Source organism: Isoptericola halotolerans (genome assembly GCF_013149785.1).
GTDB classification, from domain to species: domain Bacteria; phylum Actinomycetota; class Actinomycetes; order Actinomycetales; family Cellulomonadaceae; genus Isoptericola; species Isoptericola halotolerans.
This window is the reverse complement of the sequence record NZ_JABEZU010000001.1, coordinates 28,630-41,430: the sequence shown is the minus strand read 5'-3', so window position 1 is coordinate 41,430 and position 12,801 is coordinate 28,630. Positions and strand designations below refer to the sequence as shown.

The 12,801-nt window shown below is 73.8% G+C and carries 12 protein-coding genes; 10 read left to right on the top strand and 2 right to left on the bottom strand.

What is annotated here, in order from left to right; translation table 11 throughout:
- The first annotated feature begins 44 nt into the window (after positions 1–44).
- Positions 45–641, top strand: a complete 597-nt coding sequence (locus HDG69_RS00205) for a MarR family winged helix-turn-helix transcriptional regulator (protein ID WP_171781779.1) — start codon at positions 45–47, stop codon at positions 639–641.
- On the opposite strand, the gene HDG69_RS19480 is transcribed toward HDG69_RS00205, so the two are convergent.
- Entirely contained in the window at positions 580–2,241 is a 1,662-nt protein-coding gene (locus HDG69_RS19480; protein ID WP_171781778.1) for an ATP-binding cassette domain-containing protein, read from the bottom strand. The two genes, HDG69_RS00205 and HDG69_RS19480, sit on opposite strands and share 62 nt — an antisense overlap.
- A gap of 282 nt (positions 2,242–2,523) precedes the next feature.
- Between HDG69_RS19480 and HDG69_RS00195 the strand changes: the two genes are divergently transcribed.
- Positions 2,524–3,597, top strand: a complete 1,074-nt coding sequence (locus HDG69_RS00195; protein ID WP_171781777.1) for a YihY/virulence factor BrkB family protein — start codon at positions 2,524–2,526, stop codon at positions 3,595–3,597.
- 30 nt (positions 3,598–3,627) lie between these two features.
- Here HDG69_RS00195 and HDG69_RS00190 read toward each other — a convergent pair whose 3' ends face one another.
- A complete protein-coding gene (locus tag HDG69_RS00190; RefSeq protein WP_171781776.1) occupies positions 3,628–4,818 on the bottom strand; it encodes an MFS transporter in 1,191 nt (396 codons plus the stop codon).
- An 80-nt stretch (positions 4,819–4,898) separates the two neighbouring features.
- Between HDG69_RS00190 and HDG69_RS00185 the strand changes: the two genes are divergently transcribed.
- The 8 genes from HDG69_RS00185 to rbsD all read left to right on the top strand — a co-directional run bounded on the left by HDG69_RS00185 (position 4,899) and on the right by rbsD (position 12,782).
- Complete coding sequence (locus tag HDG69_RS00185; protein ID WP_171781775.1) at positions 4,899–5,483, top strand: TetR family transcriptional regulator; 585 nt, start codon at positions 4,899–4,901, stop codon at positions 5,481–5,483.
- Between the two features lie 67 nt (positions 5,484–5,550).
- Positions 5,551–6,696: an RDD family protein gene (locus HDG69_RS00180; RefSeq protein WP_171781774.1), complete on the top strand. Its 1,146-nt coding sequence runs from the start codon at positions 5,551–5,553 to the stop codon at positions 6,694–6,696.
- Between the two features lie 166 nt (positions 6,697–6,862).
- The gene (locus tag HDG69_RS00175; RefSeq protein WP_171781773.1) at positions 6,863–7,879 is read left to right on the top strand and encodes a LacI family DNA-binding transcriptional regulator; all 1,017 of its coding nucleotides are present in this window, start codon (positions 6,863–6,865) and stop codon (positions 7,877–7,879) included.
- Complete coding sequence (locus HDG69_RS00170) at positions 7,876–9,420, top strand: sugar ABC transporter ATP-binding protein (RefSeq protein WP_171781772.1); 1,545 nt, start codon at positions 7,876–7,878, stop codon at positions 9,418–9,420. The genes HDG69_RS00175 and HDG69_RS00170 overlap by 4 nt, the downstream gene beginning before the upstream one ends.
- Complete coding sequence (locus tag HDG69_RS00165; protein ID WP_171781771.1) at positions 9,417–10,406, top strand: ABC transporter permease; 990 nt, start codon at positions 9,417–9,419, stop codon at positions 10,404–10,406. The genes HDG69_RS00170 and HDG69_RS00165 overlap by 4 nt, the downstream gene beginning before the upstream one ends.
- A gap of 59 nt (positions 10,407–10,465) precedes the next feature.
- Positions 10,466–11,422, top strand: coding sequence for a substrate-binding domain-containing protein (locus HDG69_RS00160; RefSeq protein ID WP_171781770.1), 957 nt, complete (start codon positions 10,466–10,468; stop codon positions 11,420–11,422).
- The gene (locus tag HDG69_RS00155; RefSeq protein ID WP_343036184.1) at positions 11,419–12,402 is read left to right on the top strand and encodes a ribokinase; all 984 of its coding nucleotides are present in this window, start codon (positions 11,419–11,421) and stop codon (positions 12,400–12,402) included. The genes HDG69_RS00160 and HDG69_RS00155 overlap by 4 nt, the downstream gene beginning before the upstream one ends.
- Entirely contained in the window at positions 12,399–12,782 is a 384-nt protein-coding gene (gene rbsD / locus HDG69_RS00150) for a D-ribose pyranase (protein ID WP_171781769.1), read from the top strand. The genes HDG69_RS00155 and rbsD overlap by 4 nt, the downstream gene beginning before the upstream one ends.
- Positions 12,783–12,801 lie beyond the last annotated feature (19 nt).

The following is a 12,801-nucleotide window of genomic DNA, read 5'->3' as shown; positions in this document are numbered from 1 at the left end:
GTGGTTTCCTGGTTGACTATATACCGGTGGAGTATCGTGATGGCATGGTCGAGCACTCCGACGGCACACCCGACTTCGCCGACATCGCCGTCGCCCACTGGCAGCGCGAACGTCCGGACCTCGACCTGCGCGCGATGGGCACGCTGGCCCGCTTCGCCCGGCTGCACCTCGTGGGCGGCCGGGCCGTGGACGCGGTGTTCGCCGCCCACGGCCTGGACCGTGGCGAGTTCGACGTCCTCGCCGGGCTACGGCGCACGGGCGCCCCCTACGAGCTCAGCCCGTCCCACCTCGCCGACATCCTGCTCATCACCCGTGCCGGCATGACCAAGCGCATCGACCGCCTCGAGCGGCGCGGGCTCGTCACCCGACGCTCCGCACCCGACGACCGGCGGAGCCTGCTGGTCGGCCTCACCCCCGACGGGCTCGCCGTCGTCGACGCCGCCGTCACCGACCACGCCCGCAACGAGACCCGGCTCCTCGACCTGCTCACCGAGGGCGAGGCCCAGGCCTTCGACACGATCCTGCGCAAGCTGCTGGCCGGGCTCGACGCGAGGAGCACGTCGCCGGGTCGGGAGCCCGTCACCCGCCCAGCGGAACGTGGCGCCCCGGGAAGCGCGCCCGCAGCAGCCGGTCGTGCGTGACGAGGACGACGGCGCCCGGGTAGTCGACGAGGGCCTCCTCCAGCTGCTCGACCAGCTCCGGCACCAGATGGTTGGTGGGCTCGTCGAGGAGCAGCAGGTCGGCGGGCTGCGCGACGGCGCGGGCGAGCTCCAGCCGGCGACGCTGACCCTGGGAGAGCTCCCCCGTCGGGCGTGCCAGGTCGTCCGGGCGGAACAGGCCGGTCGCCAGGAGCTCCTCGGCCAGCTCGTCGAGGGACGCGTCGCGGCCCTCGGCGTAGGCGAGCAGCAACGGCACGCCCGCCGACCCCGCGCGGTCCTCCTGCCGCAGGTGGGCGACCCGCCCGTGCACCGCCACGGTCCCGGCGTCGGGCGTCACCTCGCCGGCGACCACACCGAGCAGGGTGCTCTTGCCCGCACCGTTCGGCCCGGTGACGAGCACCCGCTCGCCCGGCGCCACCCGAAAGCCCTCCAGGCTGAGGCGACCGGCGACCCGCAGGCCCTCGACGCTCACCACGTGCGACGAGACCTCGTCGCGCGGCGGGCGGCCCGCCCCGGCAGGTGCGCCGTCGTCGGGCACCGCGAGGCGGGGCCGGAACGCCAGCGGCACGGCGGGTGCCGGTGCCGGCGCCGCCTCCAGGCGCGCGACCTGCTCCTTCGCCGCCCGGACGCGGCTCATCGAGCCGTGGCCACGAGCCCGGGCCCGGAAGGCGCCGTGCCCGAACCCGTCCAGCTCCAGCTTGCGTGGGACCGCCTCGACCCGTGCCGCGTGCGTGCCGATCAGCCGCCGTTGCCGGGCCAGCTCGGCACGCCAGTGCTCGTGCTCGGCCGCGCGGCGCTGCCGCTCGGCCGACCTCGCCGCGAGGTAGCCGGCGTACCCGCCGCCGTACCGCCGCACGCGGCCGTCGTCGACCTCGAGGATCACCGAGGTGAGCCGGTCGAGGAACGCGCGGTCGTGCGAGACGGCGACGACGGTGCCGCGGTGTGCGTCGAGGCGGTCCTCCAGCCAGGCGATCGCGCCGTCGTCGAGGTCGTTCGTGGGTTCGTCCAGGAGCAGCAGGTCGCACGGCGTGGCCAGGGCCGCCGCCAGGGCGAGGCGGTGCCGCTCCCCGCCGGAGAGGGTGCCGATCGGGCGCGACCGGTCGAGCCCGCCGAGGCCGAGGACAGCGAGGCCGGTGGCCACGCGGACGTCGACGGTGCGGCCGTCCACGGCGTCGAGCTCGGCCGTCACGTCGGCGTACTCCGCGAGGAGCCCGGCCCGGCGGTGGGCGCCCGCGGTGCCGATCGCGGCCTCGAGCTCTCCCAGCCGTCGCTCGATCGCCCGCACCGGGGCCAGGACGTGGTCGATCGTCGTCGCGACCGACGCCGTCGGCGGCAGGCCGAGATGCTGGTGGGCGACGGCGACGCCGCCGGGCGCGACGACGACGCGCTCCCCCGCGTCGACGGTGAGGTCGCCCGCGAGGACGCGCAGCAGGGTGGTCTTGCCGGAGCCGTTGTCACCGACGACGCCGGCGCGTTCGCCGGGTCGCAGGGTGAGGTCGACCTCGTCGAGGACGAGACGGTCGGCGAAACGACGGACGACGCCGTCGAGCCGGTACTGGACGGGACAGGCGGAGGTGCGCACAGGGAACTCCGATCTCCTCGGGCGCGTCCGTGCGGACGCAGGCCGAGGTGGGCATGAGGGATGGTCGTCTCACGCGGGCCGTGGCGGCACGCGTGCGAAGGACCCGCCGCGGAGCGTGCTCGACGCGGCGTCCCGTGCGCTCAGACCAGTGTTCCCATGCGTCCGAGGCTAGCGGCCACCTTGCCTCGGACGCACGGGATTTCTGGACGGCCCCGGCTCGCGTTGCGGGCATCGCCTTCCACGCAGAGCCTGGTGATGGTCTCGACGACACCTGGAGGGCCGATGGCTGACACCGACGAGCCGCGCACGCGCGAGACGCACCGTGACTCCACGCCCGACTCGCCGCCCGACCTGCACGGGCCGCACTGGAAGCGGGCGATCAAGGGAGCCTTCCGCGAGTTCGGCGACGACCAGTGCATCGACCTCGCCGCCGCGCTCACGTTCTTCGCCGTGCTCGCGTCCGCGCCGGCGCTGCTGGCTCTGATCTCCGTCCTCGGTCTCGTCGCCGACGCCGAGGCCGCGGTCGACTCGGTGACGGACACCGTCTCGGACTTCCTGCCCGCCGAGACCCTGGCGATCATCGAACCGCTCGTCGAGAACGCCGCGAGCTCGACCGGTGCGGGCCTGGCCCTCGTCCTCGGTCTGGTGGTCGCCCTGTGGTCGGCCTCCGGGTACGTCACCGCGTTCAGCCGAGCGATGAACCGCATCTACGAGGTCGAGGAGGGACGCCCGTTCTGGAAGCTGCGCCCGATCATGCTGGTGGTCACCGTCATCACAGTGGTCCTCGCGGCCCTGGTGGTCGCCAACCTGGTGCTGTCCGGACCGGTCGCCGAGGCCGTGGGCAGCGCCGTCGGGCTCGGCGGCACCGCGCTCACCGTCTGGCAGATCGCCAAGTGGCCGGTCGCGCTGCTCCTCGTGGTGGTCGTCGTCGCGCTGCTCTACCACCTCACGCCCAACGTCAAGCAGCCGAAGTTCCGGTGGATCAGCATCGGGGCGGCCGTGGCGATCCTCGTGTGGGTGGTGGCTTCCGCCGCGTTCGGGTTCTACGTCACCCAGTTCGGCAGCTACGGGTCGACGTACGGCACCCTCGGCGGTGTCATCGTGTTCCTGCTGTGGCTGTGGATCACGAACCTCGCGCTGCTGTTCGGGGCGGAGCTCGACGCCGAGCTGGAGCGCAGCCGCGAGCTGCAGGGCGGCATCGCCGCCGAGGAGGCGATCCAGCTCCCGCCGCGCGACACCCGTGCCAGCGACAAGAAGGCCGCCAAGCGGGCCGACGCCGTCGCCGAGGCGCGAGCGCTGCGGGGTGCCGGCACGCCCGCCGACGCGCCGGAACCTCGGCACGCGGACCGGACGTAGCGCCCGCACCGGTCGGCATGGCCGAGCGCGTCACACGCGCTCGGCCACCGCCGGCCGGACCTCGCGCGGGCGAGCAGCAGGGGTCACGAACGCCGCCCCGACGAGCAGGACGACCACCACCAGCAGGGCGGACCGCAGGCCATGGGCCTCGCCGAGGAACCCCAGCACCGGTGGCCCGACGAGGAACGCCACGTAGCCGATGGTCGCCGCGAGGGAGACTCGCGCCGCCGGGTTCGGACCCGAGGCCCCGGCGGCCGACAGAGCGACAGGGAACCCGAGCGACGTGCCGAGACCCCACAGGATCGCCGCCGCCGCCGCGACCCACTGGTGGTCGACCAGGCTCACCATCGCGAGACCGACGGCGCCGATGACGGCGCTGGCACCCAGCACGGCGGCGCGGCCGAACCGGTCCACGAGACCTCCGCCGAGGAACCGGCCGACCGTCATCGCCGCGGCGAAGACCGCGTACACGGCCGAGCCGAGGGCGGCGTCGAACCCGTGGCCGTCGACCATGATGAGCGGGAGCCAGTCGTTCGCCGTCCCCTCCGCCATCGCGAGCGCCAGGATGATGATCCCGACGAGCAGCAGCCGGGAGTCCTTCCACACCGCAGGGCGCGGACCCGTGTGCTCCTGAGCTTCGGCGACGCTCCTTCCCACGGCGGCGGGCACGTCGCGGATCGCGACGGAGAGCGTCACCAGCACCACCCCGGCGACGACCAGGAGATGAGCGAGGACCGGGAACCGGACGGCCGTGAGGACCATGCCCGCGACGGCTCCGACCACGGTGCCGAGACTGAAGAACCCGTGCAGGGCGGGCAGTGTGGAGCGCCCCAGCAGCCGCTCGACCTCGGCGCCCTCGACGTTGAGGGCGACCTCGCCGCCACCCATCCCGCAGCCGAACAGGCCCAGGCCCAGGGCGACGACGGCACCGTTGCCGAGTGCCGCGCCGACGCCGATGACGGCCGCTCCCACCGCCACCGAGACCGTGCCGGCCGCCATCACCGGGCGTGCGCCCCACCGTGCCACCAGCGGCCCGGAGGACAGGATGCCGATCATCGAGCCCGCGGAGAGACCGAAGAGGATGAGCCCCATCTGCGCGGTCGAGGCGCCGACGAGGTCACGGATGTCCGGGGTGCGCGTCACCCAGGACGCGATGGTGATCCCGGGCAGGAAGAACAGCGCGAACAGGGCGTTCCGGCGCGCGCGGAGGCTGGCGGTCACAAGGGGGCTCCCGTTCAGGACGAAGGTTGTACAAGCGTACACACTTGGTTGGACGGCGGAACCCTGGCAGATTGGCTGCCGTGAGCGGCACACGTCGTCAGGCGCCCAACGACCCGGGGCGCAAGGACCGGATCCTCGACGCGACCCTGGAGGTCGTGGCGCGGGACGGCGTGCACGGCACCACCCACCGCCGGATCGCCGCGGCCGCCGAGGTACCGCTGGGCTCGATGACCTACTACTTCGACGGGATGAGCGACCTGCTGGCCCAGGCGTTCGCGCGCCTCGCCGACACCATGTCCCTCCAGTACCGCCGGATGTTGGAGGACGCGGCCGACACCGCGGAGGCGGAGACCGCCGTCGTCGACCTGATCTGCGGCCAGGCCTACGCGACACATCGCGAGCTGACGCTCATCTTCGAGATGTACGCCTACGCCAACCACCACCCCGAGGTGCGCTCCACCATGCACACCTGGCTCCTGCGCAGCCGCGAGAGCCTGGGCCTGCACTTCCCGGAGCACGTCTGCCGCGCCCTCGACGCCCTCGTCGAGGGCTGGCCCATGCACCGGTCCTTCGACGACGCGCCGCTGGACCGTGACCTCGTCGCCGCCACGGTCCACGCCGTCGTGACCGGCCTGGGAGGCGCGGCGCCGGCCGGACGGGCGTGACGATCAGGACTCTCGCGGGCCGAGCCGAGAGCATGACCTGCGCTGCCGTCCGTGGAACCATCCCCCCATGACGACGACGGTCCCGGCGCACGCACCCCCCACCCCGCCGCCGTCCGACGACCTGCCGAGCGGACCGCACCCGCTCGTCGGAGGCCACGCGAAGGCCGGCTGGCTCCACCGTGCACTGGCGGTGCTCCTGGACTCGGCGCTCGTGGCCTCGGTCGCGTGGCTCGCCACCGGCGAGGCCCCGTCGTTCGCGACGCTGCCGCTGCTGGACGGCGGCGAGGACCCTCCCCTAGCCTCCGCGACCTTCGTCTGGACCGCAGGCTCCCTCGTCTCGCTCGCGGTGCTGCAGGCCTACACGGGGATGACGCCGGGCAAGCGCGTGACGGGCGTGTCCGTGGTCGACGACCGGACCGGTCGACCGATCGGGTTCGCGGGGACCGTGCTGCGATGGTTCGCGCACCTGCTCGACGCCGTCCTGATGATCGGCTACCTGCGCGCCGCCTGGCACCCGCAGGGCCGCACCTTCGCGGACTCGTTGCTCGGCACCGTCGCCGTGCTCAGCACCCGGCCCGCCCCGCACCCGTGGGTGGCGTGGCTGCGCCGTCAGCGCGACGACCGCGCACCACGCCTGCGCTGGCCACCGATCGTCACGAGCGCCGTCGCGCTCGTCGTGTGCGCTGCCGCGGCGGCGACGAGCCTGACGCAGAGCAGCGGCGGCGCCTGGCACTCGTCGTCCGACGGGACCTCCTGCACCAGCACCGGTGACTTCGTGGCGACGGCGATGATCGACAGCGCCGCGTCGGCCTCGTGGGAGTCCCGGCTCGGGATCCACCGGTTGGCCACGGAGTCGTGGCAGGTGGTCGCCGCCTGGTCGACCGGGCTCGCGGCCGACGACGGCGGCAACCGTCCGCTCGATGCCGCGGACGCCACGCTGACCGTGCGCTCGCCCGACGGGCGGCGCTACTCCTCGCAGACCGCGACGTCGCACGACGACGCGCACGGCGCGTGGGACGACGCGCCAGACCTCGATGCCGACGACGACCTGTGGTGGACGGTGCCGGAGCTGCTCGCCTGGGCGAGCGTCGAGACGCCGGAGGACGTCTCGGGCTGGACGGCCACGGCCACCCTTCTCGGCGACGACGGCGCCGTGGTCGCCGAGTGCTCGGCTGCCGTCCCGGCGGTCGAGGCCTGGCCGCGGGAGCCGTAGCCCGGCGTCACCGGATCCCTGGACCCGAGCTCGCCAGGGTGGGTAGATGCCCTCGTCACGCATCCTTGCGCGCCGCTGCCTCGCGACGTACTCTCCGTGTAATCGGTTCCATGGAATCGGTTACACGACACAGACCAACGACGTTCGACCCAGCGAGGAGGCTGCGATGCAGTCGGTGACCATCCGCGACGTCGCGGCGCGAGCCGGGGTGTCGGTGGCGACGGCGTCCCGCGTGCTGTCCGGCCACCCCGCCACCTCGGCGGACTCCCGGCGCCGCGTCGACGACGCCGCCCGCGAGCTCGGCTTCCGCCCCAACGCGCAGGCCCGCTCGCTGCGCAAGACCCGCACCAACACGATCGGGGTGCTCGTCTCCGACGTGCGCAACCCGTTCTTCGCGGAGATCGCGCACACCGTCGAGCAGAGCGCCCTGGCCACCGGCATGGCCACCCTGCTGTGCAACGCCAACGAGAGCACCGACCAGCAGGACCTCTGCCTGGACCTGCTCGTCTCCCAGCGCGTCGACGGCATGATCGTCGCCCCGCAGGGCGACGGCAGCGGCAGCCTGCGCGAGGTCCTCACCCTGGGCATGCCGGTCGTGTTCGTCGACCGCACCATCGACGGCGTGGACGTCCCGAGCGTCACCTCGGACAACCGCACCGGCATCGCCGACGCCGCCCGGCACCTCGCCGAGCTGGGCCACCGGCGGGTCGGATACGTCGCCGGCCCCCAGGAGACGTCCACCGGTCGCGAGCGCCTGGAGGCCTACCGTGACGCCGTCGCCACCCACGGGTTCGATCCCGACCCGCGACTCGTCCACCAGGGAGACTTCCAGGTGGCCAGCGGCGTCGAGGGTGCCGAGCTCCTCCTCGGCCTGGACGAACCGCCGACGGCGATCCTCGCGGCGGACAGCCTCATGACGTTCGGCGTCCTGCAGGTCTGCCAGGACCGCGGGGTGCAGATCGGCTCCGAGCTGTCGCTCGTCGGCTACGACGACATCGACGCCTTCCGCCTGGTCAGCCCGGCCCTCACCGTCATCGCCCACGACGCCGCCCGGATGGGCTCGCTGGCGGTGGAGATGATCCGCGACGTGCTCGCCGACGAGCCCGTCACCCCGGCCGTCCTCCCGACGACCCTCGTCGTGCGCGGCTCGACCGGCTCCCCCGACCCGCGGAGGACCTCATGAGCACCCCCTCGGCCGACGCGCCGCTGCTCACCCTGGAGAACGTCTCGAAGTCGTTCGGCCCCGTACGGGTCATCGACGACGTCACGGTGCACGTCCGGCGCGGGCACGTCCAGGTGCTCCTCGGCGAGAACGGCGCCGGCAAGTCCACGCTCATCAAGATGATGTCGGGCATCTACCAGCCCGACGGCGGACGCATCCTGGTCGACGGCGGGCCCGTCGTCCTCGACGGCGTGCGCGCCGCGGAGTCCCACGGCATCGCGACGATCCACCAGGAGCTCAACCTCGTGCCGACCATGTCGGTCGCGGAGAACGTGCTCATGGGTCGGCTGCCGTCGCGTGCCGGCCTGCTCGACAAGCGCGCGATGCGCACCACGGCCCGCCGGGCCCTCGACCGCATCGGTCTCGACGTCGACGTCGACCAGCCCGTGGGCGAGCTGGGTGTGGCCCGCCAGCAGCTCGTGGAGATCGCCAAGGCCCTCAGCCTGGACGCCCGCATGCTGATCCTCGACGAGCCGACGGCGGCGCTCACCCACGGGGAGATCGACGCCCTGTTCGGCGTCGTCGAGGACCTGCGGGCCGACGGCGTGGGCATGGTCTTCATCAGTCACCACCTGGAGGAGATCGCCCGGATCGGCGACGACGTCAGCGTGCTGCGCGACGGCTCCCTCGTGGCGGAGGTGCCCGCCTCGACCGACGAGGACGAGCTCGTGCGGCACATGGTGGGACGCGACATCGCCGACCACCACCCGCGCCGGCGCGAGTACACCGGCCCTGACGAGGTGCTCCTCGACGTGCAGCACCTGTCGCGGCACGGGGTGGTCGACGACATCAGCTTCCAGGTGCGCGCCGGCGAGGTCCTCGGCATCGCCGGGCTCGTCGGGGCCGGGCGCACCGAGCTGCTGCGGGCGGTCGCGGGCGCCGACCCCTATGACGCCGGCACCGTCACCGTGCGCGGGGGCGCGCTGCCCGCGAAGGACGTCGGCAGCGCGATCGCCGCCGGCGTCGGGCACGTCCCCGAGGACCGCAAGTCGCAGGGCCTCGTGCTCGGGGCGTCGGTCAACGAGAACATCGGCTACGCGACGCTGCGGTCCACGGCCCGCCTGGGGCTCGTCGACCGCCCGGGCCAGCGCCGTCGCGCCCAGGACGTCGCCGACCGGTTGCGCATCCGGATGCGCGACATCGACCAGACCGCACGCGACCTGTCCGGCGGCAACCAGCAGAAGATCGTCTTCGCCCGCTGGGTGCTCGCCGGGTCCCAGGTCCTCCTCCTCGACGAGCCCACCCGCGGCGTCGACGTCGGGGCCCGCGTCGAGATCTACGAGTTCATCAACGCCATCACCGCCGACGGCGGAGCGGTCGTCATGGTCTCCAGCGACCTGCCCGAGGTCCTCGGCATGAGCGACCGCATCCTCGTGATGAGCGGGGGGCACGTCGCCGGGGAGCTCGAGGGCGAGGACGCCACCGAGGACCGCGTCATGGCCCTGGCCGTGCGCGACGTCGACCGCGACGCCGAAGACCACAGCGAAGGAACGAGCGCATGAGCACACCGACCACATCGACCCCCTCGCCCACGCCGGCGTCGCGGCTGCGGACCGGGGCGGGCACGTTCCTGGCGAACAACGGCGCCCTCGTGGGGCTCGTCGCCCTGTGCCTGGCACTGTTCATCGCCACCCCGAACTTTCTCACCGGGCCGAACCTGCTCAACATCGGCATCCAGGCGTCCACGATCGCGGTGCTCGCCTTCGGCATGACGTTCGTGATCGTCGCCGGCGGGATCGACCTGTCGGTCGGCTCCGTCGCGGCGCTCAGCGCGATGGCCTCCGCCTGGGTGTACTCGGCGGCCGGCCTGCCCGGCGGGTTGTCCCTGCTGGCCGGGCTCGCCACCGGCGCCGCGCTCGGCGCGATCAGCGGCATCGCCATCGCCTTCGGTCGCCTGCCGTCGTTCATCGCCACCCTGGCGATGCTCAGCGTCGCCCGCGGACTCACCCTCGTGCTGTCCGACGGCCGCCCGATCGCCACCTCGCCCGCCGTGTCGTTCCTGGGCGGCACCCTGTTCGGCATCCCGGTGCCGATCCTCGTGCTCGCCGTCGCCGGGCTGGTCGCCGCGTTCATCCTCAACCGCACCGTCGTCGGCCGCTCCATGTACGCCGTCGGCGGCAACGCCGAGGCGGCCCGCCTCTCCGGCATCCCGGTCAAGCGGGTGCTGGTGACCGTCTTCGCCCTCGCCGGGGTGTACGCCGCGCTCGCCGGGATGCTGCTGGCCGGACGGCTCAACTCGGCCCAGCCCCAGGCCGCGGCGGGCTACGAGCTCGACGCCATCGCCGCCGTCGTCATCGGCGGCGCGTCGCTCGCCGGCGGCGTCGGCCGCGTGTCCGGCACGCTGGTCGGCGCGCTGATCCTCGCCGTCATCCGCAACGGGCTCAACCTGCTCAACGTCAGCTCGTTCTGGCAGCAGGTCGTCATCGGGCTCGTCATCGCCGTCGCCGTCGGCATCGACGTGCTGCGCCGCAAGAACACCCGCCACTGACCATCCCCGCCTGACCCCCAGGCACCCCGGGCACCGTGCCCACGACGAAGGAGCGAACGATGAAGTTCTCCACCCGAGGACGACTCACCACCGCCGTCACGATCAGCCTCGCGCTGGTCGCCACCACCGCCGCGTGCGGACGCGACGGCGACGACCCCCAGGGCGGCGACGCCGCCGGACAGAGCGTGACCCTGTCGCTGTCGACGCTGAACAACCCGTTCTTCGTCGACGTGCGCGACGGTGCCCAGGCGGCTGCCGACGAGCTCGGCGTCGACCTGGAGGTCGTCGACGCGCAGAACGACAGCACCACCCAGGCCAACCAGATCGCCAACGCCGTCACCGGTGGCGCCGACGGCGTCGTCATCAACCCCGTCGACTCCGACGCCGCGGGTGCCGCCGTGCAACCGGCGCTCGCCACCGACCTGCCCGTCGTCGGCGTCGACCGGGCCGTCGAGGGCGCCGACATCACCTCCCTGGTCTCGAGCGACAACGTCGCCGGCGGCCGCCAGGCGGCCGAGGCGCTCGCCGCCGCGATCGGCGAGGAGGGCACGGTGATCGTCCTGCAGGGCGTCGCCGGGACCTCCGCGAGCCGCGACCGCGGCCAGGGCTTCGCCGACGGCATCGCCGAGTTCGGCGACATCGAGGTCGTCGCCACCCAGACCGCGAACTTCGACCGCGCGCAGGCGCTCGACGTCGCCACCAACCTGCTGCAGTCGCACCCGGACACCGTGGGGATCTTCGCCGAGAACGACGAGATGGCGCTCGGTGCGCTCCAGGCCCTCGGCGACCGCGCCGGTGACGACGTCATGGTCGTCGGCTTCGACGGCACCGACGACGGTCTCGCCGCGGTGGAGGCCGGGACCCTGGTCGCGACCATCGCCCAGCAGCCCACCGAGCTCGGCCGCCAGGCCGTCGAGGTCATGTCCCGCGTGCTCGCCGGCGAGGCCGTCGACGCCGAGATCCCCGTGCCCGTCCAGACCGTGACCACCGAGAACGTCGGAGACTTCCTGCAGTGACCGCACCCACCCCCTCCTCCCTGCCGCACGACGGCCCGCACGCCCGCGTCGTCGTCGTCGGCTCGACGAACGCCGACCTCCTCGCCCGTGTGGCCGCGCACCCCGCCCCGGGCGAGACGATCCTCGGTGAGAGGCTGGACGTCCTGCCCGGCGGCAAGGGGGCCAACCAGGCCGTCGCCGCCGCGCGGCTCGGTTCCCCGACCGCCCTGGTCGGGGCCGTCGGGGACGACGCGTTCGCCGAGCCTGCCCTGGCGGGTCTGCGGGAGGCGGGGGTGGACCTGTCGGCGCTCGCCGTGCGGACGGGCCGCACGGGCGTCGCGCTCGTGTCCGTCTCGGCCGACGGGGAGAACTCGATCGTCGTCATCCCCGGGGTCAACGCCACGGTGGACGCCGACGCCGTCCGGGCGCACCACGACGTCATCGGCCGTGCCGCGGTCGTGGTGCTGCAGGGCGAGATCCCGCGCGCAGGGATCGAGGAGGCGGCGCGTGCGGCCCGCGGCCGGCTCGTCGTGAACCTCGCGCCCGTCATCGACGTCGACACCGAGGTGCTCCTCGCGGCGGACCCGCTCGTGGTCAACGAGCACGAGGCCGCGCTCGTCGCGCACGCGCTCGGCGCAGCGGACGGCTCCGGGAACGGTGCGGCGGCTCCGGCGGCCGAGGACGGCTCGGACGAGGCCGTCGTGACCGCACTGCTCGCCCGCGGGGTGCCGTCGGTCGTCATGACGCTCGGCGCGCGGGGCGCGCTCGTCGGCGCCGGGGACCTCCTGGAGCAGGTGCCGACGCCACGCGTCGACGCCGTGGACACGACCGGGGCGGGCGACGCGTTCGTCGGGGCGCTCGCGCACGGTCTCGCCGGCGGCGACGACCTCGTGACCGCCGCCCGCCTCGCGGCGCGCGTGGGCGCGTACGCCGTGCGGTCGGTCGGCGCGCAGTCGTCCTACCCCGGCCTCGGGGACGAGCTGCCCGAGGTCACCGCGTGAGGCGCACCGGAGTGCTCAACCCCGCCCTGGCCGAAGGGCTCGCCCGCCTCGGCCACGGGCACCTCGTCGTCGTGGCCGACTGCGGGCTGCCCCTGCCGCCGTCGGCGCCCGTGGTCGACCTCGCCGTCGTGCACGGGGTGCCCCGCTTCACCCAGGTGCTCGACGCCGTCCTCGAGGAGATCGTCGTCGAGGGCAGCGTGGCCGCGACCGAGAGCAGCGGCACGTTGGTGAGCACCTGGCTCGACGAGCGCGGCCTCGCCCCGGAGCTCGTGCCCCACGACGAGCTCAAGGAGCTGCTCACCTCCGCGGCGCTCGTGGTGCGCACCGGCGAGGCGACGTCTTACGCGAACGTGGTGCTGCGCTGCGGTGTGCCGTTCTGACGGTGCGGCCGGTGACCGT

What these genes read in the sequence shown, in the direction of transcription:
- HDG69_RS00160 (WP_171781770.1), top strand. Translation starts at nt 10,466, where the DNA reads ATGAAGTTCTCCACCCGAGGACGACTCACCACCGCCGTCACGATCAGC.
- HDG69_RS00170 (WP_171781772.1), top strand. Translation starts at nt 7,876, where the DNA reads ATGAGCACCCCCTCGGCCGACGCGCCGCTGCTCACCCTGGAGAACGTC.
- HDG69_RS00175 (WP_171781773.1), top strand. Translation starts at nt 6,863, where the DNA reads ATGCAGTCGGTGACCATCCGCGACGTCGCGGCGCGAGCCGGGGTGTCG.
- HDG69_RS00205 (WP_171781779.1), top strand. Translation starts at nt 45, where the DNA reads ATGGTCGAGCACTCCGACGGCACACCCGACTTCGCCGACATCGCCGTC.
- HDG69_RS00195 (WP_171781777.1), top strand. Translation starts at nt 2,524, where the DNA reads ATGGCTGACACCGACGAGCCGCGCACGCGCGAGACGCACCGTGACTCC.
- HDG69_RS00180 (WP_171781774.1), top strand. Translation starts at nt 5,551, where the DNA reads ATGACGACGACGGTCCCGGCGCACGCACCCCCCACCCCGCCGCCGTCC.
- HDG69_RS00165 (WP_171781771.1), top strand. Translation starts at nt 9,417, where the DNA reads ATGAGCACACCGACCACATCGACCCCCTCGCCCACGCCGGCGTCGCGG.